This is a genomic window from Tolypothrix bouteillei VB521301 (assembly GCF_000760695.4).
In the GTDB taxonomy this organism is placed as follows: Bacteria; Cyanobacteriota; Cyanobacteriia; order Cyanobacteriales; family Nostocaceae; genus Scytonema; species Scytonema bouteillei_A.
In genome coordinates this window covers 3829644-3844495 of record NZ_JHEG04000001.1, presented here as the reverse complement: position 1 = coordinate 3844495, position 14852 = coordinate 3829644, and the positions used below count along the sequence as shown (strand labels likewise).

Annotated in this window: 19 protein-coding genes; 14 read left to right on the top strand and 5 right to left on the bottom strand. The window is 42.7% G+C overall.

Features of this window, described 5'->3' with window-relative positions; translation table 11 throughout:
- Positions 1-35: 35 nt before the first annotated feature.
- The 3 genes from HC643_RS15205 to HC643_RS15195 all read right to left on the bottom strand — a co-directional run bounded on the left by HC643_RS15205 (position 36) and on the right by HC643_RS15195 (position 2091).
- Positions 36-503, bottom strand: coding sequence for a hypothetical protein (locus HC643_RS15205; RefSeq protein ID WP_038074534.1), 468 nt, complete (start codon positions 501-503; stop codon positions 36-38).
- 224 nt (positions 504-727) lie between these two features.
- Entirely contained in the window at positions 728-1159 is a 432-nt protein-coding gene (locus HC643_RS15200; protein WP_038074536.1) for an Hsp20/alpha crystallin family protein, read from the bottom strand.
- A gap of 428 nt (positions 1160-1587) precedes the next feature.
- The gene (locus HC643_RS15195; RefSeq protein WP_050045809.1) at positions 1588-2091 is read right to left on the bottom strand and encodes a cytidine/deoxycytidylate deaminase family protein; all 504 of its coding nucleotides are present in this window, start codon (positions 2089-2091) and stop codon (positions 1588-1590) included.
- A gap of 810 nt (positions 2092-2901) precedes the next feature.
- On the opposite strand from HC643_RS15195, the gene HC643_RS15190 reads away from it, so the two are divergent.
- A complete protein-coding gene (locus HC643_RS15190; protein WP_202048623.1) occupies positions 2902-3030 on the top strand; it encodes a DUF4058 family protein in 129 nt (42 codons plus the stop codon).
- A gap of 6 nt (positions 3031-3036) precedes the next feature.
- Here HC643_RS15190 and HC643_RS15185 read toward each other — a convergent pair whose 3' ends face one another.
- On the bottom strand, positions 3037-3519 hold the full coding sequence (locus HC643_RS15185) for an anthrone oxygenase family protein (RefSeq protein ID WP_038074541.1): 483 nt from the start codon (positions 3517-3519) through the stop codon (positions 3037-3039).
- Positions 3520-3676: 157 nt separating this feature from the next.
- Here HC643_RS15185 and HC643_RS15180 point away from each other — a divergent pair, with 157 nt between their 5' ends.
- From HC643_RS15180 to HC643_RS15120, 13 genes are all read left to right on the top strand, one after another.
- Positions 3677-4225, top strand: coding sequence for a nucleoside/nucleotide kinase family protein (locus HC643_RS15180; protein ID WP_137986296.1), 549 nt, complete (start codon positions 3677-3679; stop codon positions 4223-4225).
- 98 nt (positions 4226-4323) lie between these two features.
- A complete protein-coding gene (locus HC643_RS15175; RefSeq protein ID WP_038074547.1) occupies positions 4324-4890 on the top strand; it encodes an RNA 2'-phosphotransferase in 567 nt (188 codons plus the stop codon).
- A 256-nt stretch (positions 4891-5146) separates the two neighbouring features.
- Entirely contained in the window at positions 5147-5575 is a 429-nt protein-coding gene (locus HC643_RS15170; protein ID WP_050045808.1) for a response regulator, read from the top strand.
- 416 nt (positions 5576-5991) lie between these two features.
- Positions 5992-6348: a hypothetical protein gene (locus HC643_RS15165; protein ID WP_137986295.1), complete on the top strand. Its 357-nt coding sequence runs from the start codon at positions 5992-5994 to the stop codon at positions 6346-6348.
- Between the two features lie 28 nt (positions 6349-6376).
- Entirely contained in the window at positions 6377-6964 is a 588-nt protein-coding gene (locus HC643_RS15160) for a TetR/AcrR family transcriptional regulator (protein WP_038074552.1), read from the top strand.
- 59 nt (positions 6965-7023) lie between these two features.
- Complete coding sequence (locus HC643_RS15155) at positions 7024-7929, top strand: SDR family NAD(P)-dependent oxidoreductase (protein WP_202048622.1); 906 nt, start codon at positions 7024-7026, stop codon at positions 7927-7929.
- A gap of 56 nt (positions 7930-7985) precedes the next feature.
- Positions 7986-8513: a nuclear transport factor 2 family protein gene (locus tag HC643_RS15150; protein ID WP_038074558.1), complete on the top strand. Its 528-nt coding sequence runs from the start codon at positions 7986-7988 to the stop codon at positions 8511-8513.
- A 102-nt stretch (positions 8514-8615) separates the two neighbouring features.
- Positions 8616-9125, top strand: a complete 510-nt coding sequence (locus HC643_RS15145) for a hypothetical protein (RefSeq protein WP_038074560.1) — start codon at positions 8616-8618, stop codon at positions 9123-9125.
- Complete coding sequence (locus tag HC643_RS15140; protein ID WP_038074562.1) at positions 9122-10288, top strand: ABC exporter membrane fusion protein; 1167 nt, start codon at positions 9122-9124, stop codon at positions 10286-10288. The genes HC643_RS15145 and HC643_RS15140 overlap by 4 nt, the downstream gene beginning before the upstream one ends.
- Before the next feature lie 6 nt (positions 10289-10294).
- Positions 10295-11461 (top strand): ABC transporter permease DevC, encoded by a 1167-nt coding sequence (gene devC, locus HC643_RS15135; protein WP_038074564.1) that lies wholly within the window; start codon positions 10295-10297, stop codon positions 11459-11461.
- Between the two features lie 379 nt (positions 11462-11840).
- Positions 11841-11999, top strand: coding sequence for a transposase (locus tag HC643_RS15130; protein ID WP_272900268.1), 159 nt, complete (start codon positions 11841-11843; stop codon positions 11997-11999).
- A 58-nt stretch (positions 12000-12057) separates the two neighbouring features.
- A complete protein-coding gene (locus HC643_RS15125; protein ID WP_137986294.1) occupies positions 12058-12306 on the top strand; it encodes a hypothetical protein in 249 nt (82 codons plus the stop codon).
- Between the two features lie 140 nt (positions 12307-12446).
- Entirely contained in the window at positions 12447-14459 is a 2013-nt protein-coding gene (locus tag HC643_RS15120; RefSeq protein WP_038074567.1) for an NAD-binding protein, read from the top strand.
- A 6-nt stretch (positions 14460-14465) separates the two neighbouring features.
- Here the strand turns inward: HC643_RS15120 and HC643_RS15115 are convergent, their stop codons facing one another.
- Positions 14466-14723, bottom strand: a complete 258-nt coding sequence (locus HC643_RS15115; RefSeq protein ID WP_237265883.1) for a PAP/fibrillin family protein — start codon at positions 14721-14723, stop codon at positions 14466-14468.
- Positions 14724-14852 lie beyond the last annotated feature (129 nt).

The window sequence follows — 14852 nt, the reverse complement described above, 5'->3', positions numbered from 1 at the left end:
TCAGTTCGCGAACAATGGCAGGAACTTCCTCTAAATTAAGAATTTCTTTGAGCAAAATATGCAGCTAATTTCTCTGGTGCTAAAGCGGTAATATATTGTTGTGCTAGCTCTGGAGTTGCTAGTTCGAGCAACACGGCGTTTTCAACCCAAAACTCAATTATCTCGAAGTAACCGCGACTACACCGCACGCACCGCCACTCTTCACGCTCAGCAATAGACTCAATTTGCGACTGGTTAAGTGGTATTGAGATAGCAGCGTGGGTAGCAATAAACGGGTTTGAGAAATTTTGGTTTTGGTATTGTATCGGTTCATCGCCTTTTCCTGGAATCATCTCAGTCCCAAGAGGATACACTTCAATGAGAGTTCCATACTCATCGACAGCAAATGCCACATAGCTGCCTGGATGAGATGGGAAAGGAGCAGAATACCCATTGAAGAGTTCAGCCAATACTGAAGCAACATGACATGGATTCAATGCAGGGATAGAAATGTGATGAATCATTCGCTAAGGACTCCTATGACTGAAGATAATTTTACTTATAAGTCTAGTTTCACATAATTTTTCCTTTGTTAACTAGAATACATCAATAAGCAAAGCAATTGCGGAGGCGATGATTGTGAAGCACCCACTGTAAGAGCATCGCTATTCCTAAGAAAAACCCCGGTAACTTTGACTGGACCGGGGTTGAATCTATGTGTAAGGAAATTTATCTATTAAACACTTAATTAAGCAGCTGGCTGTTCTAGATTCACTTTGACGACTTTGTTCTTTTCTTCTTCTTTCTTTGGCAGAGTCAGATTCAAAATACCATCTCTGTATTCAGCCTTAACATCAGTATTTTGAATTTTTACAGGCAATGGAATGACGCGCTGAAACTTACCGTAGTGAAACTCAGTTCGAGTTACGCCTTTGTCTTCGGTCTTGGTTTCTCCCTTGCGCTCTCCACTAATAGAAACGGTGTTTTCTGTCACTTGGATATCTAAATCTTTAGCGTCTATTCCTGGAAGTTCTAGCTTGAGGTACACCGCATCCGGAGTTTGGGTCAGTTCGGCAGCAGGAACTTTTACGAACTCTCTTTCAAATGGAACTTTGGTTTCTTCAAACAGGCGTTGGATTGCGTTTAGTTCTTGCCAGGGATTGTAACGAATGAGTGTCATAGGTATTATGAATAAGTAGAAACTGCGTTCTTGTTTTTGGCTTGATGTTTTTATGATATTGCTACTAAACTCCTTAGAGATTCGGCTTAAACTACTTTCTATTTCATGATGACCGTAAAATGATTTAACCCTACCAAAAATTACGGTAAACCGAAGATTTTTCTAGGACAAACTCTACTTTCAAATGCGATACTGCTTAAGCCTTTAAGCTTCGCTTATCGCTTGCCATGATGAGGAATACCATGCACTCACCTAATCTGTCATTTAATAACAGATAATACTGTACGGCGGTACCCCTATGTCTTATGTGTACTTGTAGAAAAGGTGTTTGCCTACCTGAAAGCTGTGGTGCTCCTTGGGGCTTTTTATACTTTAAGACCTTCATTATAGAATCTTGATTCTTGATTATTTTTTATATTCTGCAAGAGTTATTGGGGTAAGGCATCTGATGTGGAAGTTACTGTTGAGTTGAAGAGCGCGATCGCTTGACGGATGACGTGGGGATCGTTTACTTGACGGAGCGAGCAACCAGCTTGCTCGAACTTGTACCGAGTTTGCGCTGATGCGTCTGGATCGGGAGCCGCATAAACCACATATCGTACACCTGCTTGAATCAAGTTAGTTGTACAGTCCCCCATATATTCGCCCTGTCCTCCAGGAGTGCGTTTTCCACATGGCTCTACTGTTGTATATACGATGTCGTCCGGAAGAACTGACATACCAGAGAATTCAATCTGACGCAGAAGTACATATTCGGCATGTTTGCCGTCGTTACAACTGATTCCAACAGCCACAATATTTCCTTGTCGTACCAAGCACGAACTTACGACTCCACCAGTGTCGTCGGATTGCTCCGCAATGGTGAATAAATGTTCAAATATCTCTTGCTCTGTCATCACTCTCAAATTGGGATGCTTCCAGTCATTTGGCATAACGTTTTCATAATACATAAAAAAGTTATGGAACCGCTGATGAACGCAGCCCGTAGTAAATAAATCTGTACTTCATTCAAGTGAGAACTGCTATATGTATGTTCTTGATTTAAACCTAGCCTAAAACAGTGAATAGGTTATAAAGTTCTGTAAGTTTGTCTTCAGGGATATTTTGCAGTTCTTGTACGATCTGCTAAATCAGCATAGGTTTCTTAGAAGCTGGCGCACGAGTGACGTTCACTTACCCGTAATCAATGAAAGAAACAAGTAAAATCCTCTTACATAGCTGCCCTCTACCCTCTGCCATCTGCCTTATTTCTTGAAAGAGGGTTAGTAGCCTACAAATATATTCTGCATACATCTGCCACAGCCTGCGGTTTCTTAAAAACCTCTATCTAAAGGAGTAAGTAGTAAATGCTACTGTTGAATGAGAAAAAACTTTTATCCCTACTGCATACTGAAATCAGTAAACACAGGGTGCCAGTTCTTTAAATACAGGGTGTACTTATCTTTCACTATGAGGGTGTATTTCGCATCAAGACATAAAATATGTATACCTTGTCTTTCACATTGATACCTTTTGACTCATGCTATGGCACTTGCACACATACATGAGTCACTTTTTATTTGACAGGTTCTTTTGAAAAACCCGGCAGTACTTAACATTTTTCATAATTCTTATATATTGTGAGTCATCAGAATATATAATGTACCTCCTCACAAGTTGAAAGCAGCCAATTTTCAAGGCTAAAATTGGCTCCAGGAGTAAGTTTATCGCTCAACAGTGTGTGAGATTTGGTAGAAAGAGTGATGGAAAAACAAATTGTGCAAAATCCGTTTCCGGGAATGAATCCATATCTGGAACAAGCAGAGTTGTGGCATCAAGTTCACAACAAATTGATTGTGGCCGTAGCAGATGAAATTACTCCAGCTAACTAACTCATTTCAGGTCTTAAACACAGTTAGCAATACTGCTGCTCCAAACGCTGCTATTGTCCGAACATGGTTCCAGAACGTCCAGTTGGTTAGATATCGAGCCCATAGATTTGCGCCTTCAGTAGTATCTGGTTTGGCGATCGCTAAGGCATCATTCAACGGCACATTGAAAGCGATCGTCACCACAACAGTACCAACGAGATAGAGTAAGCTAGCAACCAGCCAATAGACTGCACCGGGTTGATGCCACTTTAACAGCGAGGCGATCGCTAGAAAAAGACACGCCAAAGCCGTGCCAAAGAGCGCTACCATAAACAATGGATTGATGGCTGTTATATTAATCGATTGCATAGCAACAATACCTTCCCGTGGCTGAAGTCGAGCAAGAGCACTCATCACGAAGGTTGAGAAAGCGAAAAAGACTCCAGCCACTAGCCCACAGCCCAAGGTAGCAACAAGTTTTAACGCAAAAAGTAATTGGTCAGTTATCATAAAACCTCTGACAAAATTTCTTCCGAGCAAGGCTAGCGATAGGAGTGCAGTAGATCTGCCATAGTTCTTCCTAATTCGTCATTCGTTTAGTTTAGGCAAACACTCTTTGCTCAGCTATTTAATTCTTGCTTCACTATCAAAATCTTGCGATTCTTGTATGTACTCATCTTTAAATACAAAACAATGTACCTTATTACTGCTTGTAGGAATGAAGGGATCTGGCAAAACCTTCATCGGTGGTGTTTTAGAAAAATATTTAGACGTAAAATTTTTACGAATTGAATCCATATTTGTTGAACTTCTTCAGTTAGAGCCAAAGTTAGAAGGAATTGCTCTTGAGAAACGAGGATTCCAAATCGTACTGGAAACACTAGATGAGCTAGCAAAACACCATCGCATCCTTTGTATTGAGTCTACGGGAACTGCTCATACTTTTCCCGATCTCTTAGCCGCCTTGCGTCAGGGATTTCACGTATCATTCATTCATATACAAGCTCCTTTAGATACCTGTATTCAGCGAGTTATGGCTAGAGATGCATCAGCCCATATTCCTGTTTCAGACGAAAGATTAAGAGAAATTAACGAGCGTGCATTGTTAGTTAATCTTCCTTGGGATCTAGAGATTGATAATTCTGAGCTTCATAATGAGACTTTCATTGCTCAAGCTGTCAAAGAACTTTTACAAAATAAATCTGAAAAGCCATAGCAATCTATGTAAGAATTGTGAAATACGCGTACTACAAAGAGGATGGGCATTGCCCACCCTACAGTAGTGCCCTCTGCCTCTCCCCCATAAAGTAAACTATGGACAATTCACGCCTAGTTAAAATTAGCAAATACCTTAGCAGACACCTCCGACACCAACCCGAACGTATTGGAATTGAACTTTCTGCTGGTGGTTGGGTAGCTGTCAAGGATCTTTTAGCAGCTTGTAGAAACAACCGATTTCCCATCACTCGTGAAGAACTCGATGAAGTTGTTGCAAACAACGATAAACAACGCTTTTCTTTTGATGCTACGGGGACTTTAATTCGCGCAAACCAAGGACACAGCGTAGATATTGATTTACAATTAGAACCCGTCGTTCCTCCAGATGTGCTTTATCACGGTACCGGACACAAATCTGTAGAGCTAATACTGCAAACTGGGTTGTGTAAAATGTCGCGCCATCACGTACATCTATCAAAGGATGTTGCCACAGCAGAAACTGTCGGCGCAAGACATGGGAAACCCGTGGTGTTTTTGGTTGATGCAGCAGCTATGCACCAAGCGGGTTATACCTTCTATTGTTCGGACAATGGAGTGTGGTTGGTAGATAGTGTACCACCCAAGTATTTGCAAAAGTTGGCAACAGATGGATTGGAGATGTAATACGTGTAAAGACAAATTTTGAACCGATTGGGAGGCTATTCCTACTTAGTACCACTCTGGGCGCTGAAAGCCACGGAAGAGGGCGGTTACCTCACGGGTATTTCATCTATCTAAAGTATGAATTTATAATTGTAAGAATCATAACATAAAAAATTAACATCTTACATTCAATTTAATACTAAATAAATAGGTATACTCTTATAGCAGAATTCGTTATGTAACCTTATCAGCGTGAGGAATGTTCTAATTGTCAAGAATGACAAATATTGAATTGCCAGTGTTATTTTTGTTAGTAGAAGATAACACCAATAATTTAGCTCTCATCTTTCGTGCTATAGCTAAAGCTAAATTAAATATTATGATTCAATATGTAGAAAGTGCTGAAAAAGCTATAGATTACCTGCTAGGTATAGGACAATACGATAACAGAAAACGTTATCCATTACCGGACGCTATTTTATTAGATAAAAATTCATCTGTTATGGATGAAATCAAATTACTTAAGTGGCTGAAGAAACAACCAAGCTTGAAAGATATACCTTTTTTGATAATGAGTCATTCAGATTTAATTCAGTCTAGAGAAACAGCTACTTCTCTGGGGGCTACTTACATTACTAAATCTACATCTGTAGAGGATTACATATCAATTTTAAAAACATTTAAGAATTTCAAGTTTAAAAAATAATACTTTCTTCGCTCAACTGCATAAGTGGCTTTTGCGGGCATTTAGATAATCAGGAAAGCTTTTAAACTTAATAGGGCTTACGCAAGCTCAACGGTATTTTGGGGATTTCACGTGTTGCAGATCCCTCAACCCCCTTAAAAAGAGAGGCTAGGCGTAAGTTCCTACTTAACCGAAGGAAAAAAGAAGGTGAGGAAAAAATGCCCAATATTTGGTTTCGCAAAATTTGTTATTCTCACCGCATTCATACTCTTTGTATCGGGAAGTTCGTGCTTTCTGAGTCATTCACTCCCAGCCCAAGCTCTAACGACAACACAAAAACAATTCACAACAGGTAATTTTCAATTAAGGAGTTCTAAAGACAAACAACAAGTTCTCACCTCTCAAGAACGAACCCTCGTTGCACGAGCTAACGCAAATTGCACTCCAGTAGACCAGGCAAGATATTTCGTTTCATTGATGGAATAGACTCGTGCGTAGCACCTATGAGCGAACAGGAAATTGGCGAGAATCTTAACGATCCTTTCGCCACGGCTGTTCTTCGCAAAGGTATTTTTCCAGACAGTGTTGATGCCATTGTGACTGAAATTTCCAACTCGCTCTGCCCAGGCGGGCGGGTTTCCTCCGAACTGCTCGACAACGCTTGCGGCGAGCGCAACCAGAACGAGTCGTTCTCTAGGGAAGGGAGCCCCAAAGACTATCACGATCCCAAAACTGGAAACAGGAGACTCTTGACAACTTTTTACACGCTCGCTATGCTACTTACTATAATTTAAGTAAGTCGCCTGCTCGAGTAGAAAAAGTGTGAACGCTAAGGCAAAATCAGGAGATTCGCGAGAGCAACTGCTGCAATTAGCAGAAGCTCTATTTGGGGAGCGCGGCTATACATCAGTCACCTTGCGAGATATCGCAGATGCCTTTAAGGTACGTCAGGCTGCCCTTTACTATCACTTTCCCGGTGGTAAAGAGGAGTTGTTTGTTGAGGTGATCAAACGTAGTTTCATGCGACATCTCGACGGATTGAATCGCGCCATTTCCGAGGCAGAACCGAGTCTGTCCAGTCAACTGAATTTGATGGCGGATTGGTTGTTAGCACAACCTCCACTCGATATGATCCGTCTGGCACGCTCGGATCTGCCAGCCCTTTCTCCAGACCACGCTCAAACTCTCATGGAGTTAGGAGAGGTTTCTCTCGTACAGCCAATCCAGCAAGTTCTAGCGCAGGCTTACGAGCGGGGAGAAATTCGCTTGGTTGATTCTAAACTCATGGCTACGATGTTTCTTTCCCTGATTGATACAGCGCATGATATGCATCGGTACAAGACCATTCCCAAGCAGGTTCTAGCGCGGGATACGATCGATATTCTGTTGGATGGAATGCGTCGCCGCTAATTTTTTTTGCTCGCTAACTTACTTAAAATTAAGTAATTAAAAACTCAAAGGAGCCTACAATGATGACAACACAACGTGGAGTGGCATTGGTTACGGGTGCTTCTTCTGGAATCGGAGAAATGACCGCGATCGCCCTTAAATCAGCCGGATTCATCACCTATGCAACCGCTCGGAATCCTCAATCTCTCAGCAATCTGGCGGTAAAAGGGTGTCATGTGCTTCAACTCGATATTACCGATGAAGCATCGATGTTGGCGGCTGTGCGATCGATTGAAGCAAGGCATGGGGGGGTTTCGGTACTGATTAACAACGCGGGATATAACCAGATTGGTCCTTTAGAAGAGTTAACAATGGATGATGTTCGCCGTCAGTTTGAAACCAACGTGTTTGGCTTACTGCGGATGTGTCAACTGGTATTGCCAGGAATGCGATCGCAGGGTTATGGGCGCATTATCAATGTGGGTTCGATAGGTGGAACGTTTACCACACCGGGAAATGGTGCTTATCACGCCAGTAAGTATGCCGTTGAATCATTTACTGACGCATTGCGGTGTGAAGTCAAACCCTTTGGAGTGGATATTGTTTTAATTCAACCGACAGGGGTGCGAACGCCGTTTGTGGAAAAGCTTTATTCATTGATGCCGCAAACAGGGGATGATAGTCCTTACGCTGCATTCAAGCGCAATATGGAAGCACAGGTTCAGCAGATGTTTGCAGAGAATGCTTGGGGGATTTTAACACCAGAAGATGTCGCAAAAGTAATCGTTCAAGCGGTTCTGGTGCGTCGTCCTCAAACTCGTTATAAAGTTGGCTTGGGCGGAAAAATTTTCTTCTGGATGCGTCGTCTGTTATCCGATCGTGCCTGGGATGCGATGATGGCTCGAATGTTCCCAATGGGTGAGGTATCACGCTCCAAAAATCGTAGTAAAGCTGCACGAATTTGTGATTTTAGCGCAATGAATTGATTGGAATTGGTGGGTAAGTTTCGTGGGGCACAATTTTCACTAGCAGAGAGGTTACTATGCGATTTCCTTTCTTGACCACTGTTGCAATGACGTTGGCACTTACGATCGCTACTGAAATCTATCCAGTGACAACGCAGGCAAATTCTCAATCAACCCAAGTTGCTGAAGCATTTTTGAACAATTTGGAGCGTAAAAATACTGATGGATTGGAACAACTTTTTACCGCTGATGCCACCTTTGAAGCTTTTAATACGAGGGTTGAGGGACGTAAGGCAACCTTAGAGCAACTATTGACTGGATTAGAGTCTTTCGATCGACTCGATTTCAGCAATGAGCGAATTAGTATGGGGCAAGACAACCGAACAGTGCTAGTAGAAGCGCAGGGACGATATACTCTTAAGCAAACTGGGGTAACTGTACAAAATAGCTTTGCACTGGTTCTTCAACTAAATCGCAACAATCAAATTACTGCAATTCAAGCTCAAATGACTCCATTCGTCAGAGTCAGAGAATCCAATACTGCCATGCAAATCATTCATGCTGACGAGCAATGGGAGAACTTTCGGAAACTCCGTATTTTGTGAACTTTCACCACCCATTATTGATTGGATGAATGATGAATTCGGGTGTGCAAAAGTCAGTTGCATTTGTGATTCTTAGTTTCAAGTTTTTCTGAATTGAAACCAATGAATGCTGATTTGCTTATTCGTAATTTTTACGATGCCTTAAGCCGCGATCTACTTATCTACATGATTGCTGTAGCCGTTGCAGCAGTTGCTACCTGGGGCGTCTGGTACGACAAGCGGACAAAATATCGACGCGCCTGGTTTGCCGGTGCGATCGCGCTCACATTGCTTGGGGGTAGTCTCATTGGTGCAGCCTACAGTTACTGGGTTGGTATTCCGGCAAAGTTAGAGGCCGATCTGGTAGCCACCCAAACAAACCTTGAGGCGGCTCGGCAGGCGATCGTAGAGCGATATGGTGCTGAACAGGGAGTTCCCCATTTTCGCAGGCTTGCTATCATCTGGACGGTTTTGAGTGGAGTTGCGATCGCAGCCATGTTTACCTTCCGTCGTCCAGTTGTGTTTGGGATTTGTAGTGCTGTTTTATTTCTCTGTCTCGCATCGTTTGTGTTAGACCTGACGGCTTTTATGCGAGATATGACTTACACCCATCGGTGGATGAAGTTGGAATGATATTGCAATCGCTCAAAACGCTCAATCGCCCAACGCTAGCTCTATTTGCCGTAGGAATTGCGATCGCGGGTGTCTCATTCTATTACACGTCTTCGTTGACCCAACCAGAATCGACTGGATCGGTTGTGACGGTTCCCGCTAATGAATCTGTCACTGCATTAGGACGACTGCAACCTGTTTCAGAAGTGGTGCGCGTTGCGGCTCCGACCACATTAAACAACGATCGCATTGCACAATTACTGGTTAAGCGCGGCGATCGAGTTCGAGCCAATCAGGTGATTGCCATTTTAGATAGCCGCGATCGCTTACAAGCAGCCTTATTGCAAGCACAAGAACAGGTGCGAGTGGCACAAGCCAATTTAGATCGGGTCAAAGCGGGCGCACAGTTAGGGCAAATTTCAGCACAACAGGCGGAGATTGTACGGCTACAGGAGGAGTTGCAGGGAGAAATTACCAGCCAGACGGCAATCATCGCTCGACGGCAGGCAGAAGTAAACGTGGCACAGTCCGAATACAATCGCTATTTGTCACTGTATCAAGAAGGAGCGATCTCGGCTTCTGTGCTGGAGCGGCTACGACTCACGTTAGACACAGCTCAAGCTCAACTCAAGGAAGTGCAGGCAAATCGCAATCGCACCGCAGATACGCTACGTGCCCAAATCAAACAAGCCCAGGCGACTCTAAACCAAATTGTAGAAGTTCGTCCAGTTGATGTGCGGGTGGCTCAGGCTGAACTATCCCAGGCGATCGCCGCCGTCAAGCTGGCTGAAACAGAGTTAGCGGCATCCTACATTCGCGCTCCGATCGCAGGGCAGGTGTTAGAGGTACGCACCAAAACTGGAGAAGCAATCGGTGCAACAGGAATTGTGGATGTAGGTTTTACCGAGCAAATGGAAGTGGTGGCAGAAATTTACCAGACTGATATCGATCGAGTTCGCACAGGTCAATTAGCAACTATTACCAGTGAAGCCTTTCCTGGAGAATTGCGAGGAACAGTCCAACTGATTGGGCTGCAAGTGGATCGGCAAGAAGTTTTTAGTAACCAACCAGGAGAAAATCTCGATGGGCGGGTAGTAGATGTGAGAATCCGTCTGGATAAAAACTCTAGCAAACGAGTGGCTAGTTTAACCAATTTACAAGTACAGGTTCGTATTCAACCCTAATTCACGATGCTGCGTAAATTCCTTCGTAAAATACCCCTGGCATGGTTGCAAGTTAGACGAGAACCAACTCGTCTGCTGGTAGCAATTTCAGGTATTGCCTTTGCCGATATTCTTATCTTTTTCCAATTAGGACTGATGGAATCTGCTTATGTTTCTGCTACAGGAATGCATTATCGATTGCGTGGTGATTTGTTTTTAACCAATGCCATCTCAGATAATATCAACACAATTAGACCCTTTCCTCGCGCCCGACTGTTTCAATCTCTTGCCACTGATGGCGTTGCTTCGGTGAATGCTCTATACACCGGGATTGGACAATGGCGCAATCCCGACAATCGAACCTTTTGGCAGGTGCAGGTGTATGGTTTCAACCCTAGTAATCCTGCAATGGAAGTACCTGATGCGAAAGTTAAATTCGATCTCCTCAAGATGTTGAATTATGCCCTGTTCGATCGAGCGGCTCGACCCGATTTAGGCAATATTGCAAGGGTGCTGCAACAATCACCCTCGCTAACCGTTCAACTCAACAACTTTAATATTCAAGTGGTCGGTGTGTTCGCGATGGGAGCATCCTTTTCAGCCGATGGCAATTTGATTGTGAGTGATTCTACATTTCTGCGGCTATTTCCGGAACGCCAACCGGATGAAATTGATATTGGTGCCATTTCCCTGAAACCCGGTGTCAATATTGCACGGGTGCAAGCCACTTTGAGAGCAAAACTACCTGCTGATGTGCTGGTTCTCACGAAGGAGGAATATATTCAGCGAGAACGAAATTACTGGAGTCAGGTTAGCCCGATCGGTGTGATTTTTGGCTTTGGCACGATCGTCGGTTTTCTGGTAGGAACCGTTATCGTCTATCAAATTCTTTACTCAGATGTGTCCGATCACTTACCGGAATACGCCACGCTTAAAGCGATGGGATATAGCGATCGCTATCTGATCGGCGTCCTACTTCAAGAAGCATTAATTCTGGCAATTTTGGGCTTTGTTCCAGGTTATACAATTTCATTTGGGTTGTATGGGTTAATCGCTCAAGCCACGTTACTTCCCGTTCAGATGTCAATGAATCGCGCCGTGCTTGTATTCGCTATGACGCTGGTAATGTGTATTGCATCCGGTGCAGTTGCGATGCGGAAATTACAGTCTGCCGATCCTGCAGACATTTTTTAAGTAGGATAGGTGTCAATAATTTTAGGATGAGATAGTCATCGATCGTTGGTAAATTGCAATGCACTAATGACAAGTGACGAGTGACTGATGACGCTCTAATCTAACAATTTACCGAATTTTAGATATTGCCGATCGCATTGTTTACATGGAAGATGGTCGTTTAGCCAACAAGTCTGACGCTGTTTATGCATAGTCAACACGATTGGTATCAAGTTGATGAGTTATTTATCTCCTGTTGAACGGAAAACGGCAATCTCCCAGGCTAGCAACTGTGGTTGCATAAGTAGTTGGACAGAATTAATTACACAAATATATAGTAAGATATATTCGGACAAATGAACTTAAGCACGAGATTATATGATATTTATTAGAGAAATTAATCCCCTATCCGGGAGCAGTAGTAGTTATGGATAATTTATCGGCACATAAACTAGCATCAATCGAACCAATGATTGAATCTGTAGGTGCGAAAGTCCTGTGTTTATCTCCATACTCTCCTGATTTTAATCCCCGCCGAGTTATGGTGGTCACAACTTAAATCTTTTTTACGTACTTTTTCTCCAACTACAACCGAAATGGTTGATAAAGTTATTTAGGTGAGTATACAAAGGCTGACAGCCGGATACTTAGGAAATACGGCAGAACTTCCTAAGGAATCTCCGCACGTTTACGTCGGAGAGAGTCAAAATTTAGAAGCATATCGATCGCTCTTTTTCCAATATCCATCATCAGACACAACCATACCTTTACTTTGGAAATTCTTTAAGGCTTCCGTCACGCGATCGCGAAGCGCAGAAAAATCTCCTGTCACATCGATTCCTGCGATCGAGTTACCAAGAAGGTAAGGTCAGACGCCCCCACCTCGTTACCAGGCTCGCCTGGGAATACCTTTTTAGACAGCTCCACCTAGGGTGTTGTCACGCGAAATATAGCCCTACTCCCTACTCCCTATTTTTAAGACAGTGATATAATATTTTTTCACTGAGTGGCAAAGACCGAAGTGCTGTTAGATCGGTTTTTGGTTTGTGGGTTGGGTAGTTTGGGACAACATTGTGTTGTTGCCCTGAAGTTGTTTGAAGTGAGCGTAATTGCTATAGACAAACAGCTGCCTCAAGAGTGGGAAATTTCTCAACTTCCAGATTTGTTGGATAATTTGATCGTAGGTGATTGCCGTCACTCAAGTGTTTTGGAGCAAGCCCAAATTCTACAGTGCAGAGCAGCTCTTATAGTCACTAATAGCGAGCTAGTGAATGCAGAGACAGCTTTAGCAGTACGAAAGCTAAATCCCAAAACTCGTATAGTTGTCCGTTCTTCAAAAAGAAATCTCAATGAGTTACTGAGCGAACATTTAAAAAACTTTACTGCTTTTGAGCCTACGCAGTTACCTGCTCCAGCCTTTGCCCTTGCTGCTCTTGGTACAGAGACATTAGGATTATTTAATTTAGAAGGACAGTGGTTGCGGGTGGTAAAACGCGTTATCTCGTCAACAGACACTTGGTGCAACAACCGTTTGTTATACGATCTGAACACTCACAACCGTCGGCTCCTCCATTATCAATCTGATGCTGCTACAACGAAAGTATTTGATGAATGGGAATTAGATGCACGCATTATACCCGGAGACACGATTGTTTATATTGAAGCAACAAATCTAAATCTCACTTATTTGGAGCAACCAATAAGAAAAAATTGGTATAGTCCCCAGCATATTTTAACAAAAATTAAACAGCTTAGTTGGGTCATTTTTAAGCAAAGCATAACTGAATTTTGGCAAAATTCTGATAAAAATAGACTCAAGCAGGTTGGTATAATTTGTGGAGTAATTGTAGTCTTTTTATTACTTTTGGGTACTATTCTCTATCGGTTAACCTATCCCAAAATCAGCTTGATAAATGCTTTTTTGACTTCAGTTATGCTGCTCTTAGGAGGATTTAACGATCTGTTTGGAGGATTCGATTTTACACAACCAGTTCCTCTTTGGTTGCGCCTGATTAGCTTGGGGATGACAATTAGTGGTACAGTTCTGATAGGAATATTCTACAGCTTTTTGACAGAAAGACTATTAGCCGCTAGGTTTCAGTTAATTAAGCGGCGTCCACCTGTTCCCCAAAAAAATCACGTAGTTGTGGTAGGGCTTGGGCGAATTGGTCAAAGAATTGCAGAGATTTTACAAGAGTTTAAACAGCCGCTTGTTGGCATTACCTTTAATACAAATTTAGATGCGTCTCTTTTGCCAAAAATGCCACTCCTGAACGGTTCCCTAACAGAGTCTCTTGCTAGGGCAAATCTTAAGACAGCAAAGAGTGTTGTGGTGGTGACTGATGATGAAATGCTGAATTTGGAAGTCAGTCTCATGACCTATGATGTCAATACAGAAAGCAATTTGGTTGTTCGTACCACAGGGCTAGGGTTAAGTAATAATTTGGCTGAACTCTTGCCAAAGGCTCAAATTCTATGCGTGAATGCTGTAGCATCTGAAGTTTTTGCTGGAGCAGCATTTGGAGAAAATATTACTCATTTGTTTCGTGTCGATCGCACAACTATTTTGGTTACAGAGTACCAAATTGAGCTTGATGATACGCTGAATGGTTTATTATTATCTGACGTAACTTGTGGTTATGGAGTTGTTCCCATCCTTTACCAAAAAGAAGCAGAAACACCAAAGTTAATGCCTTCTGAAGATATTCGATTAGCAGTGGGCGATCGCATGATTGTACTAGCAACGAGCCATGGTTTGCAGCGAGTTGAGCAGGGAGACACTAGGCTGGCATTAAAAAACTGGCAAGTTCATATTGCCAGAGCTTTAACAGAAGATGCAAAATTTGAAGGAGCCAATGTTATTGCCCGAATTTCAGGATGCAGTCTTAATGTTGCTAGAAACTTGATGAAAAATTTACCAGGAACCTTGCCTTTCCCACTCTACAAACATCAAGCTCAACGTTTGGTTCTAGAATTAGGAAAAGCTCAAGTTGTTGGCTCTTTGCGTCCAATTAAGTAAATTAGTTTAATTACGCTCGCAAACCAACACTGTTCCTCGTTCCACCCCACGAGTGATTCGCATTTCCTCATCCAGGTAAAGAATTTCCAAACGCCCTTTTGGCGAACGTTTCATCGTAAAAGAAATGGCTCCAGTTTTTGAATTCATAGCTCCTGAAGAAACTATACCAAACATCAACTTCCAGAAACCGGACAATAAACTCTCTTTCCAAGTTCTCTTTGCAGACTGTTTCTGTCGAGCAAAAATAGCCTTCCACTCATTCACAAGCAGCGAGTGCTTCACGCAAAGCTATTTTAGCGACTGCACGTTTTTCCGTATCTACTGCCATATGTTGAAATGTATTGGCTTTAACCGATGCTAATTTAAACCATAGACTGATTTTTTAAATCTACC

Coding starts and splice junctions, on each gene's coding strand:
- HC643_RS15205 (WP_038074534.1), bottom strand. CDS start 503: ATGATTCATCACATTTCTATCCCTGCATTGAATCCATGTCATGTTGCT.
- HC643_RS15200 (WP_038074536.1), bottom strand. CDS start 1,159: ATGACACTCATTCGTTACAATCCCTGGCAAGAACTAAACGCAATCCAA.
- HC643_RS15195 (WP_050045809.1), bottom strand. CDS start 2,091: ATGCCAAATGACTGGAAGCATCCCAATTTGAGAGTGATGACAGAGCAA.
- HC643_RS15190 (WP_202048623.1), top strand. CDS start 2,902: ATGGAAAAACAAATTGTGCAAAATCCGTTTCCGGGAATGAATCCATAT.
- HC643_RS15185 (WP_038074541.1), bottom strand. CDS start 3,519: ATGATAACTGACCAATTACTTTTTGCGTTAAAACTTGTTGCTACCTTG.
- HC643_RS15180 (WP_137986296.1), top strand. CDS start 3,677: ATGTACTCATCTTTAAATACAAAACAATGTACCTTATTACTGCTTGTA.
- HC643_RS15175 (WP_038074547.1), top strand. CDS start 4,324: ATGGACAATTCACGCCTAGTTAAAATTAGCAAATACCTTAGCAGACAC.
- HC643_RS15170 (WP_050045808.1), top strand. CDS start 5,147: ATGACAAATATTGAATTGCCAGTGTTATTTTTGTTAGTAGAAGATAAC.
- HC643_RS15155 (WP_202048622.1), top strand. CDS start 7,024: ATGATGACAACACAACGTGGAGTGGCATTGGTTACGGGTGCTTCTTCT.
- HC643_RS15150 (WP_038074558.1), top strand. CDS start 7,986: ATGCGATTTCCTTTCTTGACCACTGTTGCAATGACGTTGGCACTTACG.
- HC643_RS15145 (WP_038074560.1), top strand. CDS start 8,616: ATGAATGCTGATTTGCTTATTCGTAATTTTTACGATGCCTTAAGCCGC.
- HC643_RS15140 (WP_038074562.1), top strand. CDS start 9,122: ATGATATTGCAATCGCTCAAAACGCTCAATCGCCCAACGCTAGCTCTA.
- devC (WP_038074564.1), top strand. CDS start 10,295: ATGCTGCGTAAATTCCTTCGTAAAATACCCCTGGCATGGTTGCAAGTT.